This window comes from Comamonas endophytica (assembly GCF_023634805.2).
In the GTDB taxonomy this organism is placed as follows: domain Bacteria; phylum Pseudomonadota; class Gammaproteobacteria; order Burkholderiales; family Burkholderiaceae_C; genus Comamonas; species Comamonas endophytica.
Genome location: NZ_CP106881.1, coordinates 3,364,814 through 3,380,972 on the forward strand (window position 1 = coordinate 3,364,814; position 16,159 = coordinate 3,380,972).

The 16,159-nt window shown below is 69.3% G+C and carries 12 protein-coding genes; 3 read left to right on the forward strand and 9 right to left on the reverse strand.

Going from position 1 to position 16,159, the window contains the following annotated elements; translation table 11 throughout:
- Positions 1-3: 3 nt before the first annotated feature.
- From pepN to M9799_RS15325, 5 genes are all read right to left on the reverse strand, one after another.
- Positions 4-2,736 (reverse strand): aminopeptidase N, encoded by a 2,733-nt coding sequence (gene pepN / locus M9799_RS15305; RefSeq protein WP_231042184.1) that lies wholly within the window; start codon positions 2,734-2,736, stop codon positions 4-6.
- Between the two features lie 12 nt (positions 2,737-2,748).
- Positions 2,749-3,853, reverse strand: a protein-coding gene (prfB, locus tag M9799_RS15310; protein ID WP_231042185.1) for a peptide chain release factor 2 whose coding sequence is annotated in 2 segments (ribosomal slippage) — positions 2,749-3,771 and positions 3,773-3,853 — 1,104 coding nt in all. Because the reading frame shifts where the segments join, the coding sequence is not laid out codon by codon here.
- A 130-nt stretch (positions 3,854-3,983) separates the two neighbouring features.
- On the reverse strand, positions 3,984-5,729 hold the full coding sequence (locus M9799_RS15315; RefSeq protein ID WP_231042186.1) for a methyl-accepting chemotaxis protein: 1,746 nt from the start codon (positions 5,727-5,729) through the stop codon (positions 3,984-3,986).
- Between the two features lie 197 nt (positions 5,730-5,926).
- Positions 5,927-7,018 (reverse strand): phosphotransferase, encoded by a 1,092-nt coding sequence (locus tag M9799_RS15320; RefSeq protein WP_231042187.1) that lies wholly within the window; start codon positions 7,016-7,018, stop codon positions 5,927-5,929.
- A 20-nt stretch (positions 7,019-7,038) separates the two neighbouring features.
- Positions 7,039-7,758: a Crp/Fnr family transcriptional regulator gene (locus M9799_RS15325; protein ID WP_231042188.1), complete on the reverse strand. Its 720-nt coding sequence runs from the start codon at positions 7,756-7,758 to the stop codon at positions 7,039-7,041.
- A 187-nt stretch (positions 7,759-7,945) separates the two neighbouring features.
- Between M9799_RS15325 and M9799_RS15330 the strand changes: the two genes are divergently transcribed.
- Entirely contained in the window at positions 7,946-10,453 is a 2,508-nt protein-coding gene (locus M9799_RS15330) for a hypothetical protein (RefSeq protein WP_231042189.1), read from the forward strand.
- 15 nt (positions 10,454-10,468) lie between these two features.
- Here the strand turns inward: M9799_RS15330 and M9799_RS15335 are convergent, their stop codons facing one another.
- From M9799_RS15335 to M9799_RS15350, 4 genes are read right to left on the reverse strand one after another with little or no spacing between them, the layout of a single operon-like run.
- On the reverse strand, positions 10,469-11,428 hold the full coding sequence (locus M9799_RS15335; protein ID WP_231042190.1) for a thiamine phosphate synthase: 960 nt from the start codon (positions 11,426-11,428) through the stop codon (positions 10,469-10,471).
- A 13-nt stretch (positions 11,429-11,441) separates the two neighbouring features.
- Positions 11,442-12,254: a thiazole synthase gene (locus tag M9799_RS15340; protein ID WP_231042191.1), complete on the reverse strand. Its 813-nt coding sequence runs from the start codon at positions 12,252-12,254 to the stop codon at positions 11,442-11,444.
- Between the two features lie 28 nt (positions 12,255-12,282).
- Entirely contained in the window at positions 12,283-12,480 is a 198-nt protein-coding gene (gene thiS, locus M9799_RS15345) for a sulfur carrier protein ThiS (protein WP_231042192.1), read from the reverse strand.
- Positions 12,481-12,490: 10 nt separating this feature from the next.
- A complete protein-coding gene (locus M9799_RS15350; RefSeq protein ID WP_422692662.1) occupies positions 12,491-13,543 on the reverse strand; it encodes an FAD-dependent oxidoreductase in 1,053 nt (350 codons plus the stop codon).
- Positions 13,544-13,943: 400 nt separating this feature from the next.
- Between M9799_RS15350 and M9799_RS15355 the strand changes: the two genes are divergently transcribed.
- Entirely contained in the window at positions 13,944-15,344 is a 1,401-nt protein-coding gene (locus M9799_RS15355; RefSeq protein WP_231042194.1) for an ethanolamine ammonia-lyase subunit EutB, read from the forward strand.
- Positions 15,341-16,147: an ethanolamine ammonia-lyase subunit EutC gene (eutC, locus tag M9799_RS15360; RefSeq protein ID WP_231042195.1), complete on the forward strand. Its 807-nt coding sequence runs from the start codon at positions 15,341-15,343 to the stop codon at positions 16,145-16,147. The genes M9799_RS15355 and eutC overlap by 4 nt, the downstream gene beginning before the upstream one ends.
- Positions 16,148-16,159 lie beyond the last annotated feature (12 nt).

Below are 16,159 nucleotides of genomic sequence, written 5' to 3' on the forward strand. Positions count from 1 at the left end.
TATTCAGTCGGCGAGGGCGCGTGTCACCACTTCGCGGACATCGTTGCTCAGGTCCGGGCGCGCTGCCACGCGGGCAATGGCTTCGCGCGCGGCGCTGCGGTAGGGCTCGGCCAGCTTCTTCCAGCGGTCGAGGGCGCGCGCCAGGCGCGCCGCGACCTGCGGGTTGATGGCATCGAGCTCGATCACGCGCTCGCACCAGAAGCGGTAGCCGCCGGCGTCGGCGCGGTGGAAGGCACCGGGGTTGCCATTGCAGAAGCTGAAGATCACGCTGCGCGCGCGGTTCGGGTTCTGCAGCTGGAAGTCGGGGTGCTGCATCAGCTGCTTGACGGCCGGCAGCACCTGGCCGCCGCGGTCGGTCGCGCCGGCCTGCAGCGCAAACCACTTGTCGAGCACCAGCGCCTCGGTCTTGAACAGCGCGTGGAAGCGCGCCAGCGCGTTGCTCGCCAGCGGGTGGCCGCTGTGCACCAGGGCCGACAGCGCATTGAGGCGGTCGGTCATGTTGGCCGCGTCCTTGAAGCTCTGGTAGGCGCGCGCGGGCCACACCGTGTCGCCGGTCTGGCGCGCGTCCAGGCACAGCATGTGCAGCGCCATGCCGGTCAGCGCGCGCCGGCCCGCGGACACCGGGTCGGGGCTGTAGGCACCCGTGTCCTGGTGGTTCTCGAAGGCCCAGACCCAGTCGTCGCGCAACGCGGCGGCCAGTTGCTGGCGCAGCGTCTCGCGCACCGCGTGCACGCGCTGCGGGTCCACTTCTTCCAGCTGTTCGGACAGATAGCTCTCCGAAGGCAGGCCCAGCACCAGCTCCTTGTAGGCCGCATCCAGCTCGGGATGGCGCAGCACGCTGCGCATGGCCTCGGCGAATCGCTCGGGCAGCAGGTTCTGGTCGATGGTGCCGTCGGCATGCATCACCACCGCCGGGTTGTTGATCGCGCCCAGCGCGATGCGCTGCGCCAATTGCTGGCCGGCTTCCCAACGGTTGAAGGCATCGCTGTCCTGCGCCAGCAGGGTCAGCAGCGCCTCTTCGCTGTAGTCGTAGTGCAGCGCCACCGGCGCCGTGAAGCCGCGCAGCAGCGAGGGCACGGGGGGCATTGAAACATTGGCGAACACGAAGGACTGCTCGGGCTCGCTCAGCACCAGCAGACGGCTGGCGGCCGGCTCGCCGGCGGCGCCTGCGGCATCGAGCAGCTGCACCGTCTGGGCCACGCCATCCTCGGTCAGCAGGCCGACCTCGACGGGAATGACGAAGGGCAGCTTCTCGGGCTGGCCCGGCGTGGGCGCGCAATGCTGGCGCAGCGTCAGCGTATAGGTCTGGGCCTCGGCGCTGTAGACGCCGCTGGCCGCCACCTGGGGCGTGCCGGCCTGGCTGTACCAGCGCTTGAATTGCTCGAGGCGCGCGCTCAGCTCGCTGTCCGGGTTGGCATCGGCGATGGCCTGGGCGAAATCGTCGCAGGTGACGGCCTGGCCGTCATGGCGCTCGAAGTACAGCGCCATGCCCTTGGCGAAGCCTTCGCGGCCGACCAGGGTGTGCATCATGCGCACGACTTCCGAGCCCTTCTCGTAGATCGTGACGGTGTAGAAGTTGTTGATCTCGAGGTAGCTGTCGGGGCGCACGGGGTGCGCCATGGGGCCCGCGTCCTCGGCGAACTGCACGGTGCGCAGCACGCGCACGTCCTCGATGCGCTTGACGGCGCGCGCCGAGGGCGTGCCGGCCAGGTCCATGCTGAACTCCTGGTCGCGGAACACCGTCAGGCCTTCCTTGAGGCTCAGCTGGAACCAGTCGCGGCAGGTGATGCGGTTGCCGGTCCAGTTGTGGAAGTATTCATGACCGACCACGCTCTCGATGTTGGCGTAGTCGACGTCGGTGGCGGTGGCCTGGTTGGCCAGAACGTACTTCGTGTTGAAGATGTTCAGGCCCTTGTTCTCCATCGCGCCCATGTTGAAGTCGCTGGTGGCGACGATCATGAAGCGGTCGAGGTCCAGCGGCAGGCCGAAGCGCGCTTCGTCCCAGGCCACGCTGGCCATCAGCGAGTTCATCGCGTGCTCGGTCTTTTCCAGGTCGCCCGGGCGCACGTAGACCTGCAGCAGATGTTCCTTGCCGGCGCGGCTGGTGATGCGCTGCTCGCGCGCCACGAGCTCGCCCGCCACCAGCGCGAACAGGTAGCAGGGCTTGCGGTGCGGGTCCACCCATTTGGCGTAATGCCGGCCCTCGTTGCCCGGGCCCTGCAGGTCGCCGCTCTCGACCAGGTTGCCGTTGGACAGCAACACCGGGAACAGCTTCTTGTCGGCGCGCAGCGTGACGCTGTACATCGCCATGACGTCCGGACGGTCGAGGAAGTAGGTGATGCGCCGGAAGCCCTCGGCTTCGCACTGCGTGAAGAACGTGCCCTCGCTCACGTACAGGCCCATGAGCTTGGTGTTCTTGGCCGGGGCGCAGGTGGTGAAGATCTCCAGCTCGACGGGCTCTTCGCCCGCCGGCAGGTTCTCCAGCACCAGCGCGCTGCCGTCCATCTTGAACGAGGTGCCTTCGCCGTTGACCATGACCCGCGCGAGGTTGAGCTCGTCGCCATCGAGGCGCAGCGGCTTGGCCGCCACGGCGGGGTTGCGGCGCACGCGCATGCGGTTGAGCACGCGGGTCTTGGCCGGGTCGAGATCGAAAGTCAGGTCCACGGTGTCGATCCACCAGGCCGGAGCCTGGTAGTCGGCGCGTTGTGTGGGTTTCGCTTGTCCTTCACGCAGCATGATGTTCCTCCCTTATATGCCCTGCTTGAGCGAGGCTTCGATGAACGCGTCGAGATCGCCGTCCAGCACCTTCTGGGTGGCCGAGATTTCGACGTTGGTGCGCAGGTCCTTGATGCGGCTGTTGTCCAGCACGTACGAGCGGATCTGGTGGCCCCAGCCGACGTCGGTCTTGGTGTCCTCGAGCTTTTGCTGCTCTTCCAGGCGCTTGCGCATCTCGAAGTCGTACAGGCGCGAGCGCAGGCGCTGCCAGGCCACGTCGCGGTTGCTGTGCTGGCTGCGGCCGTCTTGGCATTGCACCACGATGCCGGTCGGAATGTGTGTCAGACGCACGGCCGAGTCGGTCTTGTTGATGTGCTGGCCGCCCGCGCCCGAGGCCCGGTAGGTGTCGGTGCGCACGTCGGAGGGGTTGATCGTGATCTCGATCGAGTCGTCGATCTCGGGGTACACGAACAGCGAGGCAAAGCTGGTGTGGCGTCCGCCCGAGGAGTCGAAGGGGCTCTTGCGCACCAGGCGGTGCACGCCGGTTTCGGTGCGCAGCAGGCCGAACGCGTACTCGCCCTCGATGCGGATGGTCGCGCTCTTGATGCCGGCCACGTCGCCCGGGGTCTCTTCCTGGACCTCAGCCTTGAAGCCCTTGCGTTCGGCGTACTTGAGGTACTGGCGCAGCAGCATGCTGGCCCAGTCGCAGGCCTCGGTGCCGCCGGCGCCGGCCTGGATGTCGACGAAGCAGTTCAGCGGATCGGCCTCGTGGCGGAACATGCGGCGGAACTCGAGCTCCTCGACCAGCGGGCGCAGCTTCTCGGTCTCGGCCTCGATGGTGCGCAGGCCGTCCTCGTCGTCCTCCTCGCGGCTCATCTCGAACAGCTCGGTATTGTCCGCCAGTTCATTGGCCAGCTTCTCGAGCGTCAGCACGACGCCGTCGAGCAGCTTCTTCTCCTTGCCCAGTTCCTGGGCCTTCTTGGGATCGTTCCAGACGGCGGGGTCTTCCAGCGAGGCGTTGACGGTCCTCAGGCGTTCGTATTTGGCATCGTAGTCAAAGATACCTCCGTAAGTCGGCCGCGCGCTGCGTCAGGTCTTCGAGGGTGTTGCCGATGAGGTTGATGCGTTCTGCTTCCATGGTGCTTGTCCTGTGTGTTCTTGAGAATGAATCAGGGATTTTCTCATGCACAGCAGGCATCTGGAGGCAAAGCCCCGGGGCAGGGGCTTTTGGATGGAAAAAAGCGGGGCGCGGTGCGCCCCGCGGCAGCTCAGAAGCTTTCCCAGTCGCCGTCGCTGCCCGGCGCCTGCGAAGGGCGGGGTTTGACGGCGCGGGCGGGCGGGGCGGCAACCATCGGCGCGGCGGCCACGCCGGGGGCCGGTGCGGCGGCGGCAGCGGGGCGGGCAGGGGCCGCTTTGGGCGCCGGCGCAAGGGGGGCGTTGGCAGGCGCGGCGGCCAGTGCCGCTGCCTGTCCCAGGTCGAATACGCTCACCACCTTGGACAATGCCGCGGCCTGGCCCTGCAGCGCATCGGTCGCGGCGGCGGCTTCCTCGACCAGCGCGGCGTTCTGCTGCGTCATCTGGTCCATCTGGATGATGGCCTGGTTGACCTGTTCGATGCCGGTGGTCTGCTCGTGGCTGGCGGCGGTGATCTCGCCCATGATGTCCGTCACGCGGCGCACGCTGGTGACGATCTCCTCCATGGTCCGGCCGGCCTGCTCGACCTGCCCGTTGCCTTCCTCGACCTTGGTGACCGAGGCATCGATCAGCTGCTTGATCTCCTTGGCCGCCGAGGCCGAGCGCTGCGCCAGGGTGCGCACCTCGGAGGCCACCACGGCAAAGCCCCGGCCCTGGTCGCCGGCACGCGCGGCTTCCACCGCGGCGTTGAGCGCCAGGATGTTGGTCTGGAAGGCGATCGAGTCGATCACGCCGATGATGTCGACGATCCGGCGCGAGGAGGCATTGATGTCGGACATCGTCTGCACCACCTGCGACACGGCCGCGCCGCCGCGCACCGCGACCTGGGAGGCGGCGCTGGCCAGCTGGTTGGCCTGCTGCGCGTTGGCGGCGTTTTGCTTGACGGTGGCGGTGAGCTCCTCCATGGAGGCCGCGGTCTGCTCCAGCGAGCTGGCCTGCTCCTCGGTGCGCGCCGACAGGTCCTGGTTGCCCGAGGCGATCTGGCTGCTGGCCGTGGCCATCGAGTCCGTGCCCTGGCGCACCTGGCCGACGATCCGCTGCAGGCTGGCGTTCATGTCCTGCAGGGCCTGCAGCAATTGGCCGGTCTCATCGCGCGAATGCACCTCGATGCGGCTGGCGAGATTGCCCGCCGCCACCTGCTGCGCCAGCTTCACCGCGTTCTGCAGCGGGCGCGAAACGGCGCGCGCGATGCCCAGCGCCAGCGCAAAACCCAGCAGCACCGAGCCGGTCAGCAGGCCGATGATCCACCAGCGCGCAGCCTCGAACAGCTCGTCGCCACGGGCATTGATGGACTCGGTGCGGGCTTCGTTGATCTTGTCGAGCGCCTCCAGCTTGCTCTGGATGGCCAGCGTCACCTTCAGCGAATCGCCGCGCAGCTGGTAGGCCGCCTGCTCGCTTTGCACCTCGCGCGACAGCTGCAGGATCTGCGCCGCGTGGGTCGCATAGGCCTTCAGGTCGGTGGCGATGTCGGCCAGCAATTGCTGCTCCTCGGGCGTCTTGGCGAACGCGGCGTAGCCGGCGTGCTGCCTGTTCACGGCGTCCCACAGGACGGGCATGGTCTTCTCGTAGGTTTCGGCCTCGGCAGGCGTGGCGGCCAGCAGGTGCTGCGTGAGCTGCGCGCGGTGGCGCTGCAGCTGGTATTTCATGTCCTGCAGCGCGCGCGCCGCGGGCAGCGATTGGCGCGTCAGATCGGTGGCAGTCTGGTTGACGAGGTCGAGCTGGAGCAGGGCGAAGAGGCCGACGCTGGCGGACAGCAGCAGCAGGGCGGCAAAGGAAGCAAGCAGCTTGTTGGCAAGCTTCAGATTGTGAAAGAAGGTCATGGAGGCAGGCGAGAGTTCCGAAAGTGACGGGGGCGGCGCGAGCGTGTTCTCATGCATGCCCTGCGCCACTTCCCTGCCGGGGTTATCGGTGCGCCGGCGCAAACCCTGAGCTGAATCTGATGACGTTCGCAATCAGTTACATATCTGCTGGAAATCGCGTGAGGTCGCCATGCCCCCTGTGGGGGCCTGCCTGCGGCTCAGGCCCGGCTCTTGCGTGCAAAGGACCAGGCCAGTTCGGCCATGGGACGTGCGGTATCGCCTGCGGCTTTCGCCTGGTCGCTCGACGCCGTGCCGGCCTCGACGCGCTTGGCGATGCCCTGCAGGATGGCGGCGATGCGGAACAGGTTGTAGGCCAGATAGAAATTCCAGTCGGCCTGCAGCGCCTCGGGCATGGCGATGCCGGTGCGCTCGCAATAGCGGCGGATATAGCTTTGCTCGTCGGGAATGCCCAGCGCCGCGAGGTCGATGCCGCCGATGCCTCGGCCCATGGCCGCCGGAATGTGCCAGCCCATGCAGTGATAGCTGAAATCGGCCAGCGGGTGGCCCAGGGTCGACAGCTCCCAGTCGAGCACGGCGATCACGCGCGGCTCGCTCGGGTGGAACACCAGGTTGTCGAGGCGGAAGTCGCCATGCACTATGGAGACCTGCGCCGCATCGCATGCACTGGCCGGCATGTGCTGCGGCAGCCAGGCCATCAAGTGGTCCATCTCGGGAATGGGCTGGGTCACCGAGGCCAGGTATTGCTTGCTCCAGCGCGCGATCTGGCGCTCGAAGTAGTTGCCCGGCTTGCCGTAGTCGGCCAGGCCATGCTCGGCAAACTTCACCGCATGCAGCGCGGAGATCACGCGGTTCATCTCGTCGTAGACCGCGCCGCGCTCGGCAGGAGTCATGCCCGGCAGCGCCTGGTCCCACAGCACCCGGCCTTCCATGTACTCCATCACATAGAACGCGCGTCCCATGACCGATTCGTCCTCGCACAGCGCGTACATGCGCGGCACGGGCACGTCGGTGTCCTGCAGGCCGCACATCACGGCGAATTCGCGCTCGATGGCGTGCGCCGAGGGCAGCAGCTTGGCGACCGGCCCGGGCTTGGCGCGCAGCACATAGCTTTGCGTCGGCGTCACCAGCCTGTAGGTCGGGTTGGACTGTCCGCCCTTGAACATCTCGACGTTCAGCGGGCCTTCGAAGTCCTGGATGTTGCGCGCGAGCCAATCCGACAGCGCGGTGGTGTCGAACGCGTGCTGCTGCGGGAGGGGACGGGTGCCGACAAATTGGTCGAAGTCGTTCATGGCTCGGTGGCTCCTCGGGTTCACTGTTCGGTTTCGGCGATGCGCAGCAGCGTGGGGCGGTCGCGCACGACCAGCCCGCCCGGCTCGATGCGGATGGTGTTCTCGCGCTCCATGGACTTGAGTTCCTGGTTCACGCGCTGGCGCGAGGCGCCCAGCAGCTGCGCCAGCTCTTCCTGGGCCAACTGCAGCCCGATGCGGATCTCCTGCGCCTCGCTGAGGCTGGGCACGCCATAGCTGCGCACCAGGTGCAGCAGCTGCTTGGCCAGGCGCGCGCGCAGCGGCAGGGTGTTGAGGTCTTCGACCAGGCCGTAGAGCTGGCGGATGCGCCGCGCATGCAGGCGCAGCATGGCTTCGGAGAATTCGGCGTGCGCCGCGAGGATCTTCTTGAAGTCGGCCTTGGACACGCACAGGATGGTGGTCTCGCCATGGGCATAGGCGTCATGCGTGCGCCGGTCGCCGTCGAGGATCGCGACATCGCCGAACCAGATGCCCGGCTCCACATAGGTCAGGGTGATGAGCTTGCCGGAGATCGACGTCGAGCTCACGCGCACGGCGCCCCGGGCGCAGGCGATCCACTCCTCCGGCGGCTCGCCGCGCGCGCTGATCAGTGCCCCGTCCTTGTAGCGCTTGACATAGGCGCAGCGCAGGATGTCGTGCCGCAGCGAGGGAGAAAGCGATGTGAACCAGCGTCCGGAGTTGATCGCTTCGCGTTCTTCGATGGTGAGAATCGGATCGTCCATGCCTGTCTTTTCCATGACTGATGACTTTGCGATTGTCGCGTGCGCGAGCGCGGCGCCCGCGGCGGGCGGCTTACGTGATAACCCTGAAGCCGCGCCGGTCCTGCGCTGCCCGGCTGCAAGCAAATGCGTTGTCCTGTTGGGCGCGCCATCCTTGTATGCCAAAATTCATGTCCAGGGAGAGCTGCTTGTGAAAATTTACTCTACGGTAGGCGGGGTAGGACTGTTCGCGCTGTCACTGACCGCGTCGGCGTTGTCTCTGGGTCAAAGCCAAGGCCAGGCCGTACTGGGCGCCCCGCTGGATCTCGTGTTCCAACTGGAGCCGGATGCGGGCCTGGATGCGGCTGCTTCCTGTGTGGCTGCCGAGGTGATGATGGGCGATCGCCGCGTCGACGGCAGCCGCGTGCGCGTCACGCCGCTGTCCACGCGTGCCGGCCAGCCTGCGGCGGTGCGCGTGCGCGCGTCGGTGATGGTCGACGAGCCAGTGGTCACCGTGCGCCTGTCCGCCGGTTGCGTGGGCCAGATGTCGCGCAGCTATACCTTCTTCGCGGAACTGCCTGAAACGGTGGAGCGCAGCGCCATGCCGCTGGATATCGCGCAGTTCGGTGCGGCGTCCGCGGCCAGCGCCGCAGCCGCGCCCGCGCGCCGGGAAAGGCCGGCTTTGCGCGATGCCGCCGCCGTTCCCCGGGTCCGCACCGACAACGCCAGCGCCCGGCCGGCACCGCCACCGCGCCCGCGCAAGCCCGCCGCCAGGCCGCCTCAGGTGGCGCCGGCGCCGGCACAGCCGCAGGAAGGCGCCGCGCCAGGTGAATCGCGCCTGCGCATGGAGCCGCTCAATACCTGGCTGGGCACCCCTGCCGGTGTCACGGGTGCAGCTGGCAGCGGCGCTGCGGCGGGTGCGTCAGGCGCGGCCGCAGGCGCAGCCGCTCCCGTGCCTGTCCCTCCCGCACCCGCACCCGCTGCGCCGGCTGTCGCGGCTGCCCCTCCATCCGCTGCCACGGCGCCCGCGCCGGCACCCGCAGCGGTGGCCGAGGCGCCCGTGGCGGCGGCCGGCCCCGCCGAAGCCGATCCGCGAATTCTGGCGCTCGAGGCCGAATTGCAGGCGCTCAGGGCGCGCGATGCACGCTACGCCGCCAGCCTCGCCGAAATGCGCAGCCAGCTCGAGGCCATGCAGACCGACCAGGGCAGCCCCTGGACCCTGCCACTGCTGATGGCGCTGGCCGTCGCGCTTGCCGTGCTGGCCTGGCTGCTGCTGCGGTTGCGCAGCCTGACACAGGCGCCGCCCGCCAACGCCTGGCTGCATTCCCTGGGCGACGCATCGCGCATGGACGACCCGGCGTTTGCCGCAGGCGTCGCCCCGGCGGGTCCCGCGTCGGCCTCGCTGCCGCCGCTGGGGCGTGCGACCGCCGGCGCTGCTCCGGTCTCCGGATTCGGCCCCTCCACGCTGCGCACTTCGATGGTCTTCGATCCGGATGCGATGCCCGTGCACGGGCCGCGCGAACTGGTCAAGCCGGAGGACCTGTTCGACGTGCGCCAGCAGGCCGAGTTCTTCACCTCGGTGGGCGAATACGAGCAGGCCATCGCGGTGCTGCGCAAGCACATCGACGAGCACGAGGACTCGTCGCCGTTGGCCTACCTGGAGTTGCTCGGCCTGTTCTATCAGCTCAGCCGGCGCGCCGAATATGACGCGCTGCGCCAGCAGTTCGAGCAGCATTTCGCAGTGCGCGTGCCCGAGATGGCGCAGTTCGCCCAGCGCGGCCAGTCGCTCGAGCATTCACCGGAGCTGCTGGCGCGCATCGAGGCGCTGTGGCCCACCGACCATGTCTGCGAGCTGATCGAGGGCGCCTTGTTCCGCGCGCCGGGCCAGGGCAGCGAGCTGCTGTTCGATCTGGAAGCCTTCGACGACCTGCTGCTGCTGCAGGCCGTGGCGCGCACCACGCCGGCAGACATGCGCGGCGTGGTGGCCGGCCGCGTGCGCACCACGCCCGCAGCAGGCCCCGTGCACGCGCCCGCCTCGGTCCCCGAACCCACGCCGGTGGCCGCTGCCGCCATGGCGGCGACCGCGGGTGCGGCGGCCTTCGATGCCTCGGCCCCGGATATGCCCACGGTGCTGGTGCCTGACGCGCCGGGGCTCGATGCGCTGGTTCCCGGCGTATCGACGCCCGGCGTATCGACGCCCGGCGTATCGACGCCCGGGGACCAGCCCTGGGCCACGCTCGAGCGGGCCGGCCTGCCCACGCTGATGCCGCTGCCGCCGGTGCTGGAGCAGCCGCCGCTGTCGCTGGACATGCCGCTGGATTTCGAAGCACCGCCTGGCGTGTTCGCGCGCTCCGAGCCGCTGGCGCCGGACAGTGCCGACAGCAGCCTGCCGGCAATGCCGCCGCTGCTGGACATCGACCTGAGCGACGTGGGCCGCGCGCAGCCGCTGGATCTGCCCGCCGTGGAGTCGCTGCCTTTCGATCTGGAGGAATTCCCAACGCGGCCGATCGTCGGCTCGGGCGTGGACCAGACAGTGGGCTTCAATCCCATCGATCCGCGTCTGCCCCTGCCCGACGATCTGGAGCTCACGCCCTGGGACATGGAGGATTCTCCCGACAGCATCCTCTCGGCCTTCAACGCAGCCCGCACCGACCGGGTGATCGCCAAGCCGCCCGCCGAAGACAGTGGCAAGGACAAGCCTGGGGAAGGGCGCGGCTGAAGCCGCGCCGGCAGCTTATCGCCAGGCGGCTCGCAGCGCCTGCGCCTGGCCTTCGGGGTCCTCGGCCGCGACCAGCGCGCGCACCACGGCAATCGAGCCCGCGCCGGTGGCCAGCACCTCGGCAAACTGCTGCGCGCCGATGCCGCCGATCGCCACCAGCGGGTACTGGCGCATCAGCCGCACATAGGCCGCCAGCCGCGCCACGCCCTGCGGCGCGGTGGCCATGCGCTTGAGCGTCGTCGGGAAAACAGCGCCCAGCGCCACATAGCTGGGCCGCACGGCCTGGGCCCGCAGCATCTCGGCGTAGCCATGGGTGCTGACCCCCAGCCGCAGGCCGGCCGCGCGGATCTTCTCCAGGTCTTCGGCGCGCATCCCATCCAGGTCTTCCTGCCCCACATGCACGCCATAGGCACCGGCGTCGATGGCCGCCTGCCAGTGGTCGTTGATGAACAGCAGTGCTGGCGTTCCCTGAACCGCCGCCACCGCCGCGCGCACCTCGCGCTCGATGGCCTGCGGGTCCTCAGACTTGAAGCGCAGTTGCACCGTCGGCACGCCGGCGCGCGCCATGCGGCCCACCCACTGCGCATCGGGCAGCACGGCATACAGGCCCAGCGACTGCGGGCAGCTGGCAAAGGCCGGAGGCAGGGCGGCATCGGCCGGGATCAGGCCGAAGTCGCGCGCGTCGTCGGGCCAGTGCGCGGCATCGAACTGCCCGGTGCGTTCGGTCTGCGCCTGCCAGGCGCGCGCCAGGCATTCGGCATCCTGGGCAATGAAGCCGAGCGCGCTGCACGCCCGCAGCGCCGCCAGGTAGGCCGGCTGCGACTGGGTCGCCCGCGGCACGGGCTGGGGCGGCAGCGCGCTGTTGTCGCCGCCTTCGGGGGCAAAGACCGGCGCGTGGTGCCGGACGATGGCCTGGGCCATTGAGGCCTGGGCCATGGAAGCCTGGGCCAGGGCATCGATATCGGTGGAGCTCATGGTGCGTGCGCTTTCAGGGGCCGTCATGGTGCCAGAAGGGCGTGCCCAGCACCGGCGTGCTGGGCTGGGCGGACTGCTGCTCGGCCATCGCGCCCGCATGCCAGGCGGCGCGCCCCGCGTGCGTGGCGTCGGCAAAGGCGCCGGCCATGGCAACGGGGTCCTGCGACAGCGCCACCGCGGTGTTCAGCAGCACGCCGTCGAAGCCCCATTCCATCACCTGGCAGGCATGCGACGGGCGGCCCAGGCCGGCATCGATGATCATCGGCACCGGCAGGCGCTCGCGCAGCGTCTGCAGCGCGTAGGGGTTGACCGGGCCGCGGCCGGTGCCGATCGGCGCGGCCCAAGGCATGACCGCCTGGCAGCCGACATCGACCAGGCGCTGGCACAGCACCAGGTCCTCGGTGCAGTAGGGCAGCACCAGGAAGCCATCCTTGATCAGGATCGACGCCGCCTCGACCAGGTTCAACGTGTCGGGCTGCAGCGTGTAGTCGTCGCCGATCAGCTCGAGCTTGATCCAGGGCGTGTCGAAGACCTCGCGCGCCATCTGCGCCGTCGTCACCGCCTCCTGGATGCTCAGGCACCCGGCGGTGTTGGGCAGCACCGGCACGTCGAGGCGGCGCAGCAGCTCCCAGAAGCTGGCGCCGGTCTCGGCCGCATTGCTGCCCTGGCGGCGCAGCGAGGCGGTGAGCATGGCCGGGCGCGCGCGCTCCACGGCGGCTTCGAGCACTGCGGGCGAGGGGTAGCGCGAGGTGCCCAGCAACAGCCGGCTGGCAAAGCTGTGGCCATACAGGACCAGCGGGTCGGAGATGGGGGTGGTGGTGTTCATGGGAGGCAGATTCCTTGGTGCGGGCAGCTCAGCCGCCGGTGACGGGCGACACGACCTCGACGCGGTCGCCCTCGGACAGCAGCCACTGCGCATACTGCGCGCGCGGCACGAACTGGGTATTGACGGCCACCGCATAGGGCGGGCGCAGCGCCTGCAGCGCCAGCGCATCGGCCAGGCTCGCGCCCTCGGGCAGCGGAAGCGACTTTTGGTTGAGAAGAATGTTCATGCAAAGCTCATCAAGGGGCAGGGGCCGTGTGCACGGCCACATCGAAACGGCGCGCGAGCTGGGAGTCTCCGGTGGCCAGCAGCTCCAGTACCACGTCCAGCATCGCCGGCGAGATCATGAAGCCATGGCGGTAGAGGCCATTGACCTCGATCACGCGCTCGGACAGGCGCCGCACGGCGGGCAGGTTGTCCGGCAGGGTCGGGCGGCACTGGGTGGAGATTTCCACGATGCGCGCCTCGGCAAAGCCCGAATGCACGGTGTAGGCAGCGCTCAGCAGCTCGAGCGTGGAACGCACGCTGGGGGCGGACATGTCGTCGGACTCGATCTCGGTCGCGCCGATGACGAACAGATGGTCCTCCTTGGGCGCGATGTACAGCGGATAGCGCGGATGCACCAGCCGCGTCGGCCGCAGCAAGCGGACCTCGGGCGCATGCACGCGCAGCACCTCGCCGCGCACGCCGCGCAACTGGCGCCAGGCGCCGCGCGCGCCCAGGCCGCGGCAGTCCAGCACCCAGTCGGGCTGGCCCGCAGTGCCGGGCGCGAAGTCGCCCATTTCGCGCGGGGTGTTCCAGTGCATCTCCACATTCAGGCGCGTGAGCGTGGCACGCAGCGCGTCGAGCAGCTGGCGGTTGTCCAGCTGGCCTTCGCCGGGCAGATACACGCCCTGGTTGAAACGGTGCGTGGTGGCCGGCTCGATCTCGTGCAGCGCGCTGCCCGACAGGTTCTGCAGCGCCGGCAGCGTCGGGTTGATGCGGCGGTTCTTCTCGAACAGTGCGCACAGGCGCTGCGCGTCCCCCGCATCCTGGCGGTGCCAGAGCACCAGCGTGCCGTTTTGCTGGAAGAACACTGGCTGGTCCAGGCCGGCGATCAGCTGCGGCCAGCGCTCGAGCGCGTACTGGCCCATGCGCACCACGCCCGGTTCGGTCACGGCCGATTCGGCCAGCGGCGCCAGCATGGCCGCGGCCACGCGCGCCGCCGCGCCGCCGGCCTCGGGGCCCTGGGCGTCATACAGCGCGATGCGGTGGCCCTGGCGCGCGAGCTGGCAGGCCAGCAGGCGGCCCATGAGTCCCGCGCCCAGGATGGCAACGCGCGAGGAAGGTTGAAGGCAAGGCATGGAATGGAGTCGATCGGTCCCGTCAATACGGCAGGACAAACAGGCGCGGCCACGCCCTGGGAAACTCCCCACGCCAGTATGACCTGGATCGGGTGTCGGGGCGGGCAGCGCCAAGGCGCCGCCGGGCGCCTGGCGCCCAGCCCCAGGGTGTTTCTCAGTCGCGCATCGCGTGGCGGCTGCTCAGCCGCTGGCGATGGGACACCCCTGTTTCGTCCGTTGAAGCTTCGATTACAGCACAAGCCGGGCAGCTGCGTGGCTTCGAGGGCGGCTTGGGTCGGGAATCCGCCGCGCGCGCTGCGCCCGTGCGCCTAAGATGATGACTCCATCCGCTGCATCAGGTTCAGAGCCCATGCCCGTTTACCACCAAACCATTGGCGTGCGCCGCCATGTCTTCGACGGATTGGCGCAGTTGCTGGCACGGGCCTCGCCCGAGCGCTCGGGCGACCAACTGGCCGGCGTCGCGGCGCACTCGGCCGAGGAGCGGGTGGCGGCGCAGATGGCGCTTGCCGATGTGCCGCTGGCGCAGTTCCTTCGGGAAGCCATCGTGCCTTATGAGTCCGACGAGGTCACGCGCCTGATCCTCGACGGCCACGATGCGCAGGCCTTCGCACCCGTGGCCCATCTGAGCGTTGGCGGATTTCGCGACTGGCTGCTGTCCGATGCGGTCGACAGCGCCACGCTGGCGGCGCTCGCGCCCGGGCTGACGCCCGAGATGGCGGCCGCGGTATCGAAGCTGATGCGCCACCAGGACCTGATCCAGGTGGCGCGCAAGTGCCAGGTGACGACGCGCTTTCGCAACACCATCGGCCTGCCGGGGCGGCTGTCGACGCGGCTGCAGCCCAACCATCCGACGGATGCGGCCGCGGGCGTGGCCGCCAGCGTGGTGGACGGCCTGATGCATGGCTCGGGCGATGCGACCATCGGCATCAACCCGGCCACGGACAATGTGCCCCGGGTCATGCGCCTGCTGGAGATGCTGGACGCGGTGATCCAGCAATACGGCATTCCCACCCAGTCCTGCGTGCTGACCCATGTCACGAACACGCTGCAGGCGATGGAGCGCGGCGCGCCCGTGGACCTGGTGTTCCAGTCCATTGGCGGCACCGAAGCCACCAACCGCAGCTTCGGCATCGACCTGGCGCTCCTGGGCGAGGCGCAGGCGGCGGCCCTGTCGCTGCAGCGTGGCAGCCTGTTCGGGGATGGGCAGCGCGGGCGCAACGTGATGTATTTCGAGACCGGGCAGGGCAGCGCGCTTTCGGCCCATGCGCACCACGGCTGCGACCAGCAGACCATCGAGGCGCGTGCCTATGCCGTGGCACGGCGCTTCGAGCCGCTGCTGGTCAACACGGTGGTGGGATTCATCGGTCCCGAATATCTGTTCGACGGCCGGCAGATCATCCGCGCCGGGCTCGAGGACCATTTCTGCGGCAAGCTGCTGGGCCTGCCGATGGGCTGCGACATCTGCTACACCAACCATGCCGAGGCCGATCAGAACGACATGGACGTGCTGCTGACGCTGCTGGGCGTGGCCGGCTGCACCTTCGTGATGGGCATTCCGGGCTCGGACGACGTCATGCTCAACTACCAGAGCACCTCCTTCCACGACGCGCTCTATGCGCGGCGCGTGCTGGGGCTGCGGCCCGCACCTGAATTCGAGGCCTGGCTCGAGCGCACGGGCATCTTTTTGCCCGGCGGCGCTGCGCGGCTCGCGCAGGCCGGCGCGGGTCCGTTTGGGCATTTGCTGCCATGAAGGAGGAACCCGCCATGGATGCCTGGGAGCAGCTGCGCCGCTATACGCCGGCGCGCATCGCGCTGGGCCGCAGCGGCATCAGCCTGCCCACCGCGCAGCAGCTGGCCTTCCAGCTGGCCCATGCGCAGGCGCGCGACGCGGTGCACCGGGCGCTCGACATGGATGCCACCGCCGCGGCCATCGAAGCGCTGGGCATGCCCACGCTGCGCGCGCACAGCGCGGCGGCCGATCGCGCCAGCTACCTGCAGCGGCCGGATCTGGGGCGCCAGCTGGACGAAGGGTCGACGCTGGCGCTGCAGTCGGCCGGTATGTGCGAGGCGCCGGACCTGTGCATCGTCGTGGCCGATGGATTGTCGGCGCTGGCGATCGAGAGGCATGCGGCGCCATTCCTGGCGGCATTGCTGGCCCGGCTGCGGCAGGATGCGCCGGCGTGGCGCCTGACCCCGGCGGTGCTGGTCCGGCAGGCGCGCGTGGCCATTGGCGACGGGATCGGCGCCCTGCTGGGCGCGCAGCTGGTGCTGGTGCTGATCGGCGAGCGCCCGGGGCTGAGCTCGCCCGACAGCCTGGGCCTGTACCTGACCTGGACTCCGCGGCGCGGGCGCACGGATGCCGAGCGCAACTGCGTCTCCAACGTGCGCCCCGCGGGCCTGGACTATCCGGAGGCCGCGGCGCGCACCGCCTGGCTGCTGCGCGCGGCGCGCGAGCGCGGCCTCACCGGCGTGGCGCTCAAGGATGAAAGCGCGCCGCTGCCGCGCCTTGAAATGGACCGGGGCGAGGATTTCACTTTGACGCGGCCAGCTTGATCCGGCGCCGCG

Coding starts and splice junctions, on each gene's coding strand:
- pepN (WP_231042184.1), bottom strand. CDS start 2,736: ATGCTGCGTGAAGGACAAGCGAAACCCACACAACGCGCCGACTACCAG.
- M9799_RS15315 (WP_231042186.1), bottom strand. CDS start 5,729: ATGACCTTCTTTCACAATCTGAAGCTTGCCAACAAGCTGCTTGCTTCC.
- M9799_RS15320 (WP_231042187.1), bottom strand. CDS start 7,018: ATGAACGACTTCGACCAATTTGTCGGCACCCGTCCCCTCCCGCAGCAG.
- M9799_RS15325 (WP_231042188.1), bottom strand. CDS start 7,758: ATGGACGATCCGATTCTCACCATCGAAGAACGCGAAGCGATCAACTCC.
- M9799_RS15335 (WP_231042190.1), bottom strand. CDS start 11,428: ATGAGCTCCACCGATATCGATGCCCTGGCCCAGGCTTCCATGGCCCAG.
- M9799_RS15340 (WP_231042191.1), bottom strand. CDS start 12,254: ATGAACACCACCACCCCCATCTCCGACCCGCTGGTCCTGTATGGCCAC.
- thiS (WP_231042192.1), bottom strand. CDS start 12,480: ATGAACATTCTTCTCAACCAAAAGTCGCTTCCGCTGCCCGAGGGCGCG.
- M9799_RS15350 (WP_422692662.1), bottom strand. CDS start 13,543: ATGGGCCGCCTGCTGGCCTGCCAGCTCGCGCGCCAGGGCCACCGCATC.
- M9799_RS15355 (WP_231042194.1), top strand. CDS start 13,944: ATGCCCGTTTACCACCAAACCATTGGCGTGCGCCGCCATGTCTTCGAC.
- eutC (WP_231042195.1), top strand. CDS start 15,341: ATGAAGGAGGAACCCGCCATGGATGCCTGGGAGCAGCTGCGCCGCTAT.